This is a genomic window from Xanthomonas vesicatoria ATCC 35937 (assembly GCF_001908725.1).
Lineage (GTDB): Bacteria > Pseudomonadota > Gammaproteobacteria > Xanthomonadales > Xanthomonadaceae > Xanthomonas > Xanthomonas vesicatoria.
Map to the genome: position 1 here is coordinate 2016065 of NZ_CP018725.1, position 13355 is coordinate 2029419.

General features: G+C 64.5%; 13 protein-coding genes and 1 other RNA gene. 7 read left to right on the top strand and 7 right to left on the bottom strand.

Annotated features, from left to right (window positions below; genetic code table 11):
* Nucleotides 1–212: 212 nt before the first annotated feature.
* From BJD12_RS08695 to pssA, 4 genes are all read right to left on the bottom strand, one after another.
* Nucleotides 213–1346: a pectate lyase family protein gene (locus BJD12_RS08695; RefSeq protein WP_005991766.1), complete on the bottom strand. Its 1134-nt coding sequence runs from the start codon at nt 1344–1346 to the stop codon at nt 213–215.
* A gap of 816 nt (nt 1347–2162) precedes the next feature.
* Nucleotides 2163–2645, bottom strand: a complete 483-nt coding sequence (gene rimI / locus BJD12_RS08705; protein ID WP_039419880.1) for a ribosomal protein S18-alanine N-acetyltransferase — start codon at nt 2643–2645, stop codon at nt 2163–2165.
* The gene (locus BJD12_RS08710) at nt 2642–3097 is read right to left on the bottom strand and encodes a hypothetical protein (protein ID WP_005991771.1); all 456 of its coding nucleotides are present in this window, start codon (nt 3095–3097) and stop codon (nt 2642–2644) included. The genes rimI and BJD12_RS08710 overlap by 4 nt, the downstream gene beginning before the upstream one ends.
* Nucleotides 3098–3121: 24 nt before the next feature.
* A complete protein-coding gene (gene pssA / locus BJD12_RS08715; protein ID WP_005991773.1) occupies nt 3122–3895 on the bottom strand; it encodes a CDP-diacylglycerol--serine O-phosphatidyltransferase in 774 nt (257 codons plus the stop codon).
* Nucleotides 3896–4027: 132 nt separating this feature from the next.
* Here pssA and BJD12_RS08720 point away from each other — a divergent pair, with 132 nt between their 5' ends.
* The 3 genes from BJD12_RS08720 to BJD12_RS08730 all read left to right on the top strand — a co-directional run bounded on the left by BJD12_RS08720 (nt 4028) and on the right by BJD12_RS08730 (nt 7005).
* Nucleotides 4028–4429, top strand: coding sequence for a DUF4124 domain-containing protein (locus BJD12_RS08720; RefSeq protein ID WP_005991775.1), 402 nt, complete (start codon nt 4028–4030; stop codon nt 4427–4429).
* Nucleotides 4430–4701: 272 nt separating this feature from the next.
* Complete coding sequence (locus BJD12_RS08725; RefSeq protein WP_005991776.1) at nt 4702–6396, top strand: proline--tRNA ligase; 1695 nt, start codon at nt 4702–4704, stop codon at nt 6394–6396.
* A 144-nt stretch (nt 6397–6540) separates the two neighbouring features.
* Nucleotides 6541–7005 carry an H-NS histone family protein gene (locus BJD12_RS08730; RefSeq protein WP_005991778.1) on the top strand — a complete coding sequence of 155 codons (465 nt, stop codon included), beginning with the start codon at nt 6541–6543 and terminating at the stop codon, nt 7003–7005.
* A 59-nt stretch (nt 7006–7064) separates the two neighbouring features.
* Here the strand turns inward: BJD12_RS08730 and BJD12_RS08735 are convergent, their stop codons facing one another.
* Complete coding sequence (locus BJD12_RS08735; RefSeq protein WP_005991780.1) at nt 7065–8324, bottom strand: threonine/serine exporter family protein; 1260 nt, start codon at nt 8322–8324, stop codon at nt 7065–7067.
* Between the two features lie 49 nt (nt 8325–8373).
* Between BJD12_RS08735 and BJD12_RS08740 the strand changes: the two genes are divergently transcribed.
* The 4 genes from BJD12_RS08740 (at nt 8374) to BJD12_RS08755 (ending at nt 12101) form a co-directional block, all read left to right on the top strand.
* Complete coding sequence (locus BJD12_RS08740; protein WP_172797259.1) at nt 8374–9603, top strand: ABC transporter permease; 1230 nt, start codon at nt 8374–8376, stop codon at nt 9601–9603.
* Between the two features lie 85 nt (nt 9604–9688).
* Nucleotides 9689–10531, top strand: a complete 843-nt coding sequence (locus tag BJD12_RS08745) for an ABC transporter ATP-binding protein (protein ID WP_042827943.1) — start codon at nt 9689–9691, stop codon at nt 10529–10531.
* 2 nt (nt 10532–10533) lie between these two features.
* Entirely contained in the window at nt 10534–11460 is a 927-nt protein-coding gene (locus BJD12_RS08750; protein ID WP_005991785.1) for an MlaD family protein, read from the top strand.
* A complete protein-coding gene (locus tag BJD12_RS08755) occupies nt 11457–12101 on the top strand; it encodes an ABC-type transport auxiliary lipoprotein family protein (RefSeq protein ID WP_005991786.1) in 645 nt (214 codons plus the stop codon). Before BJD12_RS08750 ends, BJD12_RS08755 begins: the two co-directional genes overlap by 4 nt.
* Nucleotides 12102–12123: 22 nt before the next feature.
* On the opposite strand, the gene BJD12_RS08760 is transcribed toward BJD12_RS08755, so the two are convergent.
* Together BJD12_RS08760 and BJD12_RS08770 are read right to left on the bottom strand one after the other, a co-directional pair.
* Nucleotides 12124–12199: non-coding RNA, sX9 sRNA (locus tag BJD12_RS08760), on the bottom strand.
* Between the two features lie 496 nt (nt 12200–12695).
* Nucleotides 12696–13295, bottom strand: coding sequence for an alpha-ketoglutarate-dependent dioxygenase AlkB family protein (locus BJD12_RS08770; protein WP_005991893.1), 600 nt, complete (start codon nt 13293–13295; stop codon nt 12696–12698).
* Nucleotides 13296–13355 lie beyond the last annotated feature (60 nt).

A 13355-nucleotide genomic window follows, 5' to 3' on the forward strand; every position in this document is an offset into this window, starting at 1 on the left:
GCCATCCCCTGATCGCTTGCAGGACGCTGCGCAATGCCATGGTTTGCAGCGTGGCTGCATTGCGCGATGACGTCATCGCCTGGCTGACTACCCTCAAGCGACGCACCCGGACTTCGATGACCACAGCGCGTCACGTACAACGCCCGCATCGCTGCGGGCGTTGTTGATTGCGTACAGCACTGCAGCCATCGCAGCGCTGCATCGAGTCGAAGCTACAGCTTGCCGGCGCCAGCCTTGGCCTTGACGTCGGCAGCCACCTTGTCGGCCGACAGCAAGTTGTAGGTGTAAGGCGGAGTCCAGCCGATGTTGCTGTTCCAGGAGCAGCTCAGTGCCTTGCCATTGAGCAGCGAGCCCTGGTCGCGGTACACGCTGCCACCGTAGTCGGCGGCGATCTTGTCGCAGCTGCTTACGCCACTGATATCGAACACATTGCGCTCGGAAAAGATCTTCGATTCCTTGCCCACGCCATGCGCGTGCGAGAACGGGTAGACCTTATTGCTGGTGCTGCCGACGTGGTAGTTGTTGTAGAGATGCACCTGGCCGAAACGCACACGCGGTGCACGTGCGGAAATGTTCTCGAACAAGGTGTTGTGGATGGTCACCTTGAGCTTGCCGCTATCGGTGCTGGAGGCGCTGTCGCTGGAGCCGATCAGATCGTTTTTTTCGTGCGACTTGAATGCCGAATACGAGATGGTCACGAAGTTGGCGCCTTTCTTGACGTCCATCGCGCCGTCGTGATGTTGCTTGGGGCGACCATTGGCGGTGCCGTTCTGATCGTCGGTGCGACGACCATCGGTAAAGGTCACGTGGTCCACCCATACGTTGGTGGCGCCTTCCACGGTCAGCCCGTCGTATTCGGAATTCCAGTTGCCGGCACTGCCATCATCCGGATCCCAGACCGGCTCCGGGTCCCATGGATTTTCGATGGTGAGGTTGCGGATGATGACGTCGTTGGCCTTGACGTAGAAATAGCCTTCGCGGATTTCGGCGTTGCTGGTGATGCCGATCAAGGTGGTCTTGGTCGGGATATCCAGACGCGCGCGCGTTTTCATGTCCGAGGTCTTGGTGTAGGGCTTGCCTTCGCTGACATCGATGATGCCGCTGACCTTGATGATGCGCCCGTTGCTACCCACGCTCGCCTTCAACGCGCTCTTCAACTCGGCGGCGTTCTTGACCGTGTAGATGTTGGCAGCAGCGGCTTTGGAGCCGCCCTTGGTGCCGCCGTTCTGTGTCGCCCACCCAGTGGTTGCCACTTCCAGCGCAGGATCGGCGTTTGCAACGCCAGTGAGCAGCAACGACCCGACAAACAGCGACGCGGCTGCCGCCGTCGAAAATTTCGGCTTCATTTGATGTCTCCCTCGAATGTGTTCGATGCGCCGCGCGGCGGCACACCCCTCGTCTAGCGACTGCGGAACGTACTTTTCATCTCTGTAATATTCAGTTCCGCGACACGGATACTAGGAGCATCGCAATCGCTTGTATCTAGGCAATGCATCGATGTGCACGCGCAGTCACGCAAACGGTTGCGAGACACCAAAGAGAAGACAAAACGTTGTAATCAAGACACGCAGAGACAGCGCCAGGGACACTGCAGCGCAGCATGATGTGTGTCGCATCGCGGCTGGACATGCATTCAACGCAGCCTGTTGCTGCGATCACATGTGCGCGCTTTTGCTTGGGAAAACATCGACTGCAACTTACAGATGGCAAGCGCATACACGTTGTCCGCATGCTTGAAGCATTCAGTGCGAACCCTCTGCATCACGCCAAGACAGGCATCGAAATCGCTCTATGCAGTACAGCCGACAAACACATGTAGAACGTCTGCGATGCAGCCGACCAGGTGAAACGCATCGGCGCACGTGCACCGCTTGATGCGCGCCATGCGCAAGACAGCGTGATCGCAAACATCGCGCTACCCGACGTCGCTGCCGTGCTGCATGCACTCAACGGAACAGGCCACTGTGCGCCGCATCCGCCTGCAACACCCCCTGCGGATGCCACAGTGACGCGACTGGCTGCAGGGTTGTAAATACCCTCGGGCAAGCGCACACGTTTCATGCGCACAGCCATGGGCTTACCCACACGCCATGCGCGATGTCGGTGCCTGTAATCATCGATTCGATGATGGGCAACCCGCGAAGGCGCGGCTGCCGCAGTGCTTAGGAGAACCCTTCGAAGAACAACTCAATCGCCATCACCAACGCGTCTTCGCGTCCGGTGTGAGAAGGGTAGTAGCGCGGACGACGTCCGATCTCGTTGAAGCCTTCGGAGTGATAGAGCGCGATCGCCGAGGGATTGGACGGGCGCACTTCCAGAAATGCGCGCCGCGCGCCGCGGTCGCAGGCGCCCTTGATCAGCGCGCGCAATAACACACGCCCATGTCCTTGCGATTGCGCTTCCGGCGCGATGCAGACGTTGAGGACATGTGCTTCGTCGGCGGCGATGCTGATGATGCCGTAGCCGATGACCTGGCCACCCTGCTCCATCACCCAGCCCGGATAGCCGGCCTGCAGGCAATCGCGAAAGATGCTGCGCGTCCACGGAAACGGATAGGCGCGCAGCTCGATCTCCATCACTACGTCCAGATCGCTTTCGCGCATGGCACGCAGTGACGTCGGCAGCGGGGCGTTCATCGCACTCACGCCGGGTCCTGACGGCGACGCAGTGCGCGTAGCTGCGGCCACAACGCGCGCTTGGCAGCCGGGTTGCCACGCAACTCGGCCAGCGGCCAGGAAGCCATCAAGGCTTGCGTCGCCGGGTTGCCCGGGTCGCAGCCGGATGCGCGCAGCAATGCCATCTGCAAACGGTCGGGCAGACCAACGCGATTGCGCCGCTGCGGCGTAGCTGCGCCGGGCGCACGCGCCTCGGCCGGCGCGGTAGGCGCAGTGCGACGTGCCTGCGGTGCAGCAAGGGGAGCCGAGTGCGCAACACGCGGCTCACGCACTGGAGCGGACGCCGGCGCCTGCTCCACGACGTCAACCGGCGCAGGCAGCGCATCGGCGGTGTCACGATCCAGATACACGGTGTGCCCCATTGCCTGCAGGCACGACACCTGCAGGTCCGACCACACCGGCTCGTGCGCAGACTCGCTCATGGCTGCAAGCTCATGGCTGCAAGCTCATGGCAACTCTGGCACGCGCCGCCAGCGCCGCCACAGCCACATCGCCGGGCCGGACAAGGCATACAGCACGCCGATCACCAGCAGCGACCGCGCCAGGTCGATCACCAACAGCGCGATCACCACCGTGGCAATCGCCAGGGCCAGAAACGGCACGCGGTCGGCACGCGGGCCGCGCGCGCCGCCCTTGAAGCTCCAGAAGCGGATCCGGCTGACCATCAGCAGTGCCGATACCACCGTGACCGCCAGCGCCACGTAGCGCAGCTGCTCGCCGTCGAACCCCAAACTATCATCGGCGAACGCCCACACGAAGGACATCATCAGCCCGGCCGCCGCCGGGCTGGCCAGGCCGATGAACCAGCGCTTGTCGACCACGCCAACCTGGGTGTTGAAGCGCGCCAGCCGCAACGCCGCGCAGGCCGCATACAGGAAGGCGGCCGACCAGCCGACCCGCCCCATCACGTTGCTGTCGTACTTCAGCGCCGATAGCGACCAGTGGTACATCACCAGCGCCGGGGCCATGCCGAAGCTGACCAGATCGGCCAGCGAGTCGTACTGCACGCCGAATTCGCTGCTGGTATTGGTCAGGCGCGCGACCCGGCCATCCAGCCCGTCCATCACCGCCGCCACGAACACCGCCATGGCCGCCTGGACAAACTGACCATTGGCGGCGGCGATGATGGCGTAGAAACCGGAAAACAGCCCGGCGGTGGTGAACAGGTTCGGCAGCAGGTAAATCGTGCGCGAGCGCGGGGGCGGTCTCATTTCATCCATCCGGCAAGTGTAGGGCCTGAGGTCCGTCCGGCGGTAGCGCGCTTGCTGGTTCAGCGCCCTGGGCGCTCGATGACTTGCCAGCGCAGGCCGTGGATGCTGCAATCGCGGCGGAAATCATCCAGGGGAAGCCACATGCACCTGTCGTCCGGGCTCTGCGCCCTGTTGCTGCTGCTCAGCGCCACCGCGGGCGCCACCGACCTCTATAAGTGGAAGGACGCCAAGGGCGTGACCCATTACACCGAAACCCCGCCGCCGACCGGCCAGCGCTACGAATCACGCCGGATCGACGCGCGCAGCGGCACCGCGGCCATCGCCGCGTCGGAGACCGCCGCCCCGGAGTCGGCCGACTGCCTCACTGCACGCCGCAACCTGGAGCTGCTCAGCGGCAAGGGCGAGGTGACCATGGGCGCGGGCACCGACGGCAAGCCCGGCACCGTGCTGGACCCGGACGCCCGCGCCGCCCAGCGCAATCTGGCCGAAGCCGCCGCCAAGGCCTATTGCAAGCCGGCAGCGACCGGCGGCCCGGCGAGCTGAATTCGGGCCGAGCAGCGTCTGCGGCTATCAGGCGTTTGAGCGTGAGACGACGCGCCGCACCGTTGGCGCGCTGCATGTCGAAGGTGGCGCGGCCACCTCCTCAAGCCCTATGGCCGGCTCGCACCACAGGCCGACGCTCCGGCGTCACGGCCGCCTGATCGGGCGCACCGAGCGTCTGCAACTGTCGCTACGTAGCCCCGCGCAGCCACTGGCCGATGACCGGCAGGGCGCGACACTGGCAAACTATCGGCTTTCCGCCCAAGCGAAGCCCGATGCGTCTTTCCCAGTTCCACCTGCACACCACCAAGGAAACCCCGGCCGACGCCGAGCTGGTCAGCCACCGTCTGATGCTGCGCGCGGGCATGATCCGCAAGCTGGCCTCCGGGCTGTACACCTGGTCGCCGCTGGGCCTGCGCGTGCTGCGCAAGGTCGAGGCGATCGTGCGCGAGGAAATGAACCGCGCCGGCGCCGTGGAAGTGCTGTTCCCCACCATTCAGCCGCGCGAGCTATGGGACGCCACCGGGCGTTGGGAAAAGTTCGGCGGGCAGCTGCTCAAGATCAGCGACCGCAAGCAGCAGGAGTTCTGCTACAGCCCCACCGCCGAAGAGGCCGCGGCCGACTTCGCGCGCCAGGAGATCAACAGCTACAAGCAGCTGCCGCTCAACTTCTATCAGATCCAGACCAAGTTCCGCGATGAAATCCGCCCGCGCTTCGGGGTGATGCGCGCGCGCGAATTCCTGATGAAGGACGCCTACTCGTTCCATCTCACCGATGCGGACATGGCGCGCGAATACGACAACATGCGTGCGGCCTACACCCGCATCTTCACCCGCCTGGGTCTGGAGTTCCGCGCGGTGCAGGCCGACTCCGGCGCCATCGGCGGCGATGCGTCGCAGGAATTCCACGTCATCGCCGACTCCGGCGAAGACTCGCTGGCGTTCTCCACCGCCTCTGACTATGCCGCCAACGTGGAAACCGCCAGCGCCGCGCTGCCGGGTCCGCGTCCGGAGGCCGCCGAGAGCATGCGGCAAGTCGACACGCCCACCCAGAAGACCTGCGAAGACGTTGCCCAGTTGCTGGGCATCGCGCTGCAGCGCACGGTCAAGTCGGTGGCGGTGATGACCGCTGCCGGCTTCGTGCTGGTGCTGGTGCGCGGCGACCACGCGGTCAACGAGATCAAGCTGGCCAAGGTGGCCGGCCTGGCCGACTACCGCCTGGCCAACGAGGCCGAAATCCGTGACCACCTCGGCTGCGAACCGGGCTTCCTGGGCCCGGTGAACACCGCCCGCCCGATCCGCGTGGTAGCCGATCGCGATGTCGCGGCCATGGCCGATTTCGTGGTCGGCGCCAACGTAGCCGGCGCCCACTTGGCCGGCGTCAACTGGGGCCGCGATCTGCCCGAGCCGCAGACGGTGGCCGATGTGCGCAATGTCATCGAGGGCGAACGTGCCGCCGACGGCGGCGAGCTGCGCCTGGCCCGCGGTATCGAAGTGGGTCACGTGTTCCAGCTGGGCAGCCAGTACGCGCAGGCATTGCAGGCCACCGTCATCGACGAAAGCGGCAAGCCCGCGGTGCTGAAGATGGGCTGTTACGGCATCGGCATTTCGCGCATCGTGGCAGCAGCCATCGAACAGAACCATGACGACGCCGGCATCCTCTGGCCGGCCCCGATGGCGCCGTGGCAAGTGGTGGTATGCGTGATCAATCCCAAGCAGGACGCCCAGGTGGTCGCTGCGGCCCAGGCGTTGCTGGACGAATTACTCGCCGCGGGCCTGGATGCCGCATTGGATGACCGCGGCCTGCGTCCGGGCGCAATGTTTGCCGATATGGAACTCTTGGGCATTCCGCATCGGGTGGTGGTCTCCGAACGTGGCTTGGCAGCCGGTACATTTGAATATCGCGCCCGCACCGCCGAAGCGGCAGAAAACCTGGATAAGGCCGGATTATTCTCCCGCCTTGGGTGCTGATCAAACCGGTCAATCACGCTTCAATTGCATGAACACAAGGCGCCGATGTATTTCGGCGCATTTGTCATGCGGGTTTTCTGACATTATGATGGCCACCGCTGCCAAGGATCGGCATTCTTTCTCTCTCAATCTTCCGGAGTAACGATGTCGATCGATCTTTCTGGCCTGTCGGCCAAGCAGTTGGGCGCCCTGATCAAAAATGCAAAGAAGCAGCAGACCGTGGTTGCCAAGCGCGCACCGATCGCCAAGGTTCGCACGCAGCTGACCCGCGCTGCGAAAGCGCAGGGTTATTCCATCGAAGAATTGTTTGGTACCACCGCCAGTGCCGGTCCGGGTCGTCCGGCTGCTGCCGGCAAGCCGGGTCCACGCGCCGGCCGCAAGCTGGGCAAGGTTCCGCCGAAGTACCGCAACCCGTCCAATCCCCAGGAAACCTGGACCGGCCGTGGCAAGCAGCCGCGCTGGCTGGCCGAACTGACCGCTGCTGGCAAGAAGGTGGAAGACTTCCTGATCAACAAGGTTGGCGGCGGTGCAAAGAAGGCATCGGCCAAGAAGGCCGCGCCACGTAAAACCGTGACGAAGCGCGCTACCAAGAAGTCCAAGGCCGCTTGATCCAAACCAATAAAAACGCCGGCAGTGCCGGCGTTTTTATTGGGCGATTTTCTGGCCGCTCATAAATTCTTGCGCGCCGGAATCAACAGGTTCCCAAACAACAAACCGGCCATCAATGCCATCACGATATTGGTGACTGCCAACAATGCGGCTTGTCCGACACTGACATCCTGTTGCTGCACCAAGGTCAAAAATCCGCGCAGGCTGACGCTGCCGGGAACCAGCATGATGATGCCCGGCAATCGAATCAGCGCACCGGGTTTTTGCACCAACCGCCCGAACAGATTTCCGGCGGCAGTCAATGCCATGGCCGAGGCAAATACTCCAGCCGGGCCACCCCAGGCATGCCCGGCATAACGCGCAATGACATAACCGGACATCGCTGCGGCCATGATCCATAAATAATCGCGCCGATTGGCTTTGAACAACACCGCAAACGCATAAGCGGCCACCAGCAGCGACGCCCATTCCACCCACCCGGCCTGCGGACGCAAGGCAGCCACCTGGGGGTGCAGGCCGATCAATTGGGTCAGTGTCACCGCAATCACGGCGCCCACCGTGAGCTTGAGCACCGTGGTCACCGCACCGGCCAGGCGCGCCGTGCCAGACACCCAGTGCTGGCTGGCCAGTTCATTGAAGGCATTGGTCAGCGACATGCCTGGCAACAGCACCACCAGCGAGGCGATGATCACCGTATTAAGATTCAACGGCCCGACCAGCGATGCCACCAGCGCGGCAACCACGCCGGCCAGCAGGCCGGCCAGCGCTTCGCCTGCCTCCTTGGTTGCGGCACGCTTATCGGTGTACTGGGTCAGCAGGCCGATCGACATGCCGATTGCGCCAGCGGTGGCGATATCCAGCCAGGGCAACTTCCACAATCCGGCCACGCCGGCCGCGGCCAGGCCGAAGGCCAGCACCTGCAAGGTCTTGCCGCGCCGGTCCACTTCGCGGTCCAGGCGGCGCAGCGCGGTGTGCCCCTGCGCAATGCTCATGCGCCCGTTGGCCACGCTGTCGGCCACGTAGTCGGCCACGCTGAGTTTGTAGAGATCGTTCTCGCCTGGCGCCAGCCGGATCACACGGGTGATGTCGCTGGAGCCGATCGCCTTGGTCGGGTCGCTGAAACTCAAGATGATGCCGGTGGGATTGGACCAGGGCTCGCAATCCAGGCCCAGCTTTTGCGATAGACCCACAACCGCCGCTTCCAGCCGCTGCGCCGTGGTGCCATAGGAATGCAGGCGCCCGGCGATTTCCGACACGAAGGCGACGCGCTGGGCGTAGGTGGCACTGGCGGACGGGAGAACGACGGTGGCAGCAGACATGCGTGGCGGGTCGGATCGAAAAAACGCCGTGCGGCGAGGCCGTCAGTGTATGCCGCAGCGCGCGTGCCCGGCGCCCCGGTTGGCGGCTGCATGCACATCGCTGCGGTTGCGTCCCCATCTTTCGCTCACACCGGCGCGGTATGCTGGCGCCACGGACAGGCCACCCATGATCAAACCGCAACCTCCACGCATCGAACAAGACTCGCAGGATCAGGCACAGGTCCGACTCTCCGGCAGTTGGGTCCTGGCGACCGCTCTGCCCCAGGCCGAACTGCTGCAAGCCGTGCCCGACGGGGTGCGTCGTATCGACGCGCGCGGCATCGGGCAACTGGATTCGGCCGGCGTGCTGCAACTGCTGCGCTTTGCCGGTCGCATGGGGCTCAAAGAAGACGCCATCGATTTCCGCGATGAACACCAGGCGCTGGTGTGCACCATCGAGGAACTCAACGACGAGCGCCCCAAGCCCAAGCGCGACTACGGCTTCGTCGCCGCGCTAGACCGCCTGGGCCGCACGACCCACGGTGTCGGCCAGGGCATCCTGGAACTCAACAGCTTTCTGGGCGAAAACCTGGTCAAGATCATGCGGCTGATCCACGAGCCGCGCCGCTTCCGCCTGACCTCCACCGTGCACCACATGGAGCAGGTGGGCCTGGATGCGGTACCGCTGGTGGTGCTGCTGTCGTATCTGGTCGGCGCGGTGATCGCATTTTTGGGCTCGACCATCCTGCGCGACTTCGGCGCGGAAATTTATGTGGTCGAGTTGGTCTCCATCGCCTTCCTGCGTGAATTCGCGGTATTGCTGACCGCCATTGTCCTGGCCGGGCGTACTGCCAGCGCATTCACCGCGCAGATCGGCGCGATGAAATCGCGCGAAGAAGTCGATGCCATCCGCACCTTGGGCCTGGACCCGATCGACCTGCTGGTGATTCCACGCCTGCTCGCGCTGATCTTCACCCTGCCGCTGCTGACCTTCATCGCGATGATCGCCGGACTGGCCGGGGGCGTCACCGTGGGCGCATTCGATCTGGATATCCCGCCGCAGATGTATCTGGCGCGCATGCACGACACCATCCAGCTGCGGCATTTCCTGGTCGGGCTGTCGAAGGCGCCGCTGTTTGCGCTGGTGATCGGCCTGATCGGTTGCCTGGAAGGCCTGAAGGTCAGCGGCACCGCGCAGTCGGTGGGCGAGCGCACCACCTCCTCGGTGGTGCAGACGATTTCCTTGGTCATCATCCTCGATGCGATTGCGGCGTTGTGGTTCATGAAGATGGGGTGGTGATGAGGCGGGGATTCGACATTCGGGATTTGGGATTCGTGCAGAGCGTGAGCAAGGCACTTGCACTGCTATCTGGGAGCAAGGTGCTTTGACTAGTCCCCAATCCCCACTCCCCACTCCCGGCACCGAGACTGATGCCGACGACGACCAGTTGGCGATCTCCGTGCGCGGGCTGACCAACCGGTTCGGTAGTCAGGTCGTCCACGAAGAGCTCGACCTGGACGTGCGCCGCGGCGAGATCCTGGGCGTGGTGGGCGGCTCGGGCACCGGCAAGTCGGTGCTGATGCGCAGCATCCTGGGCCTGCGCGAGCCGGACGCCGGCAGCATCCAGGTGCTGGGTGCGGATGCGCGCTCGGGTCGCTTCGCCGACCGCCAGCACATCACCCGCAATACCGGGGTGCTGTTCCAGGACGGCGCGCTGTTTTCGTCGATGACCGTCGGCGAGAACGTGCAGGTGCCGTTGAAGGAACATCACGGCGAGTTCCCGGAACGCTGGTATTTCGAACTGGCGCTACTGAAGATCAAGCTGGCCGGCCTGCCGGCCGATGCACTGGACAAGCTGCCCTCGCAACTGTCCGGCGGCATGCGCAAGCGCGCTGGCCTGGCACGTGCGCTGGCACTGGACCCACCGCTGCTGTTTCTGGACGAACCCACCGCCGGGCTGGACCCGATCGGCGCGGCCGCCTTCGATCGTTTGATCCGCACCTTGCAGCAGGCGCTGGGCCTGACCGTGTTCCTGATCACCCATGACCTGGATACGCTGTACGCCATCTGCGACCGCATCGCGGTGCTGGCCGATCGCAAGGTGATCGCCAACGCGCCGCTGGCCGAGGTCGAGCAGATCGACCACCCCTGGATCCAGGAATATTTCCACGGTCCGCGCGCCCGCGCCGCGCGCGCGGCCAAGACCGACTCCACCGAGACCGCCTGAGCATGGAAACCAAAGCCAATTACGTCCTGATCGGCGCCTTCACCATCGTGGCAGGCCTGGCCTTGCTGCTGTTCGGGCTATGGGCCGCCAAATACTCCTCTGACCGCACCTGGCAGCAATACCGGGTGGTGTTCCGCGAGGCGGTCACCGGCCTGTCGGTCGGCAGCCCGGTGCAATACAACGGTATCGCGGTGGGCTCGATCACCGAGCTGACCCTGGCGCCGAACGATCCGCGCCAGGTGGTCGCGCACGTGCGGGTCAATTCCACCACGCCGATCAAGAGCGATACCCGCGCCAAGCTGGCCATCACCAGCCTGACCGGCCCGTCGATCATCCAGCTCTCCGGCGGCACGCCCGAGGCGCCGTCGCTGACCACCATCGACAAGAGCGATGCGCCGATCATCCAGACCACGCCGTCGGCGCTGCAGAACATCACCGATACCGCCAACCGCATTGTCGAGCGCATGGACGAAATGCTCTCGGACAAGAACGTGGCCAGCATTTCGGCCACGCTGCAGAACCTGGAAAAGATCAGCGGCGGGATCGCCGATCGCGATGAAGGCATGCAGGCGCTGATCGTCAGCGCGCGCGACGCCGCGCGCAATCTGGACACCACCCTGACCACCACCAACGGCACCATCAAGCGGCTGGATCAGAACCTGGTGCAGCAGTTGCCGGGCATCTTGAACAAGCTGGACGCAACGCTGGTCAAGCTGGACTCGGCCGCCGGCAATGCCGACAACATCCTTGGCGAGAACCGCGCCGCCATCAACAGTTTCGCCAACGACGGCCTGGGCCAGCTCGGCCCGACACTGACCGAATTGCGCGGCCTGATCCGCGACCTGCGCCGGGTCAGCGACAAACTGGACAACAACCCTGCGCGCTACCTGCTCGGCCGCGACGCACCCAAGGAGTTCGAACCGAAATGACTGCCATGCGCCTGTTGCGTCCCCTGTTGTGCGTGTCGTTGCTGGCGCTGGGCGGCTGCTCGGTACTGACCGGCGGCGATAAGAAGCCGGCCACGATCTATGCCCCCACCGTGCGTGTCACGCCCAATCCCACCTGGCCGCAGGTGACCTGGCAGCTGGCGGTTGCCAAGCCCAGCGCCGCACGCATCATCGACAGCCCGCGCATCAACGTGCGTCCCACGCCGGGCGAGTTGCAGGTCTATCACGGCGCGGGCTGGGCACAACCGGCCACCGATATGCTGGAAGACAGCGTGGTGCGCGCGTTCGAGGACTCCGGCAAGATCGCCGCGGTTGCGCGCATCGGCGCCGGCATCCGCTCGGACTACAAGTTGGCGATCGACGTGCGCCGCTTCGAAGCCGATTACGCCGGCCAATCGGTGCCCTCGGCCACCATCGAACTCAACGCCAAGCTGTTGCATTCGTCCGATCAACGCGTAGCCGCCTCGCGCACCTTCCTGGTCGCACGCCCGTCCACCAGCACCGACATCGCCGCGGTCGCCGCAGCCTTCGAGCAGGCGCTGACCCAGGTCACCACTGAGCTGGTCGGCTGGACGCTAACCACAGGGCAGCAGGACAGCCAGAACTTGCCGCGTTCGTTGTAAGCGCAAGCGACAGACTTAGAGCGGCTAAAAAGCCCAGCGAGCAGTCACCAGGTGGGCGCGGACGGCGCGCTCAGGACCGGGGTGTGCGAGTGGCACATGCCGATTCCGAGCACTGGCAGCGCCCGCCTGAGCGCTGCCGCAGAGCGGCTGATCTGCGGCCTGGCTGCACGTTCCTTGCCCGCCATCACGGGACACGCTGCAAGTACGTCCCTGTAAGCTCTTACGCGGCATCCATGCCGCGTAAGGTCCCGCGACGGTGAGCAGGCAAGGACCAGTCGCGTTGGTCGGTGCCCAGGGTGTCGGCAAAGCAACCAGCCACTCCTAACCTCAAGACGCGGCGGTTTCGTTCTTCGGTAAAACACCAGCCAACGGTCTGGTGCGGTGTCCTCGCCGCTTGCGGGACCGTGTGGCGGCATGGATGCCGCCACCGAGCCTCCATGGACGGATTCACGGCGTGTCCCGCACGCGGTGAGGGCACCGCGCACTCGACCGACTCAGCGTTGACCCGGACTTCTAGCTGCATCCCAAAGCTACGGCCAGCCAAAAACTGCGCTCATTGCCAAACGAACGCTCGCTACGTTTTGTTAGCCGCCCCTATCGCCGGGACGCACGCATCGCAATCTGACGAAAGGTCAAATTGATGCGTTCGCCGACCGGCTTTACGGTGCGCGGCAAGGCGTGTTTGTAATGGCGCTGGGTCTGTCCGCCCATCAGCAGCAGATCACCGTGGCCCAGCTCCAGCGTCTGCTTCAACGCCGCATCGTCGCGATGCTTGAAGGCAAAGCGCCGCGCAGCGCCCAGGCTGAGCGATGCGATCACCGGTTGCGCGCCCAGTTCCGGCTCGTCGTCGCTATGCCAGCCCATCGCATCGGCGCCGCTGCGGTAGCGGTTGACCAGCACGCTGTTGAACGGGCAACCGGTTTCATCCTGCAAGCGGGCGCGCACTGGCTGCAACGCCTCCAGCCACGGCTGCGGCGCAAACTGCGTGCCGGAGTAGCGATAGCTGGCATCGGCATCGCCGATCCAGCTGCTCAGGCGCGGCGAATCCACCACTCGCCCGAACATGCGGATGCGGTGGACCTCCCACTGCACCTGGTCCAGCAGGGCCTGCAGCAGCGCATCGGCGTGCGACGCGTCCAGCCATCCGCGCTGCCAGCTGATCTGCGCCCCCGGCAATGCCACCTCGATCTTCATAAGACAAACGCTAGCACGCGTGCCCAGAGCGCGTCGTTGGCAGCGGATGAATCGCGCCGA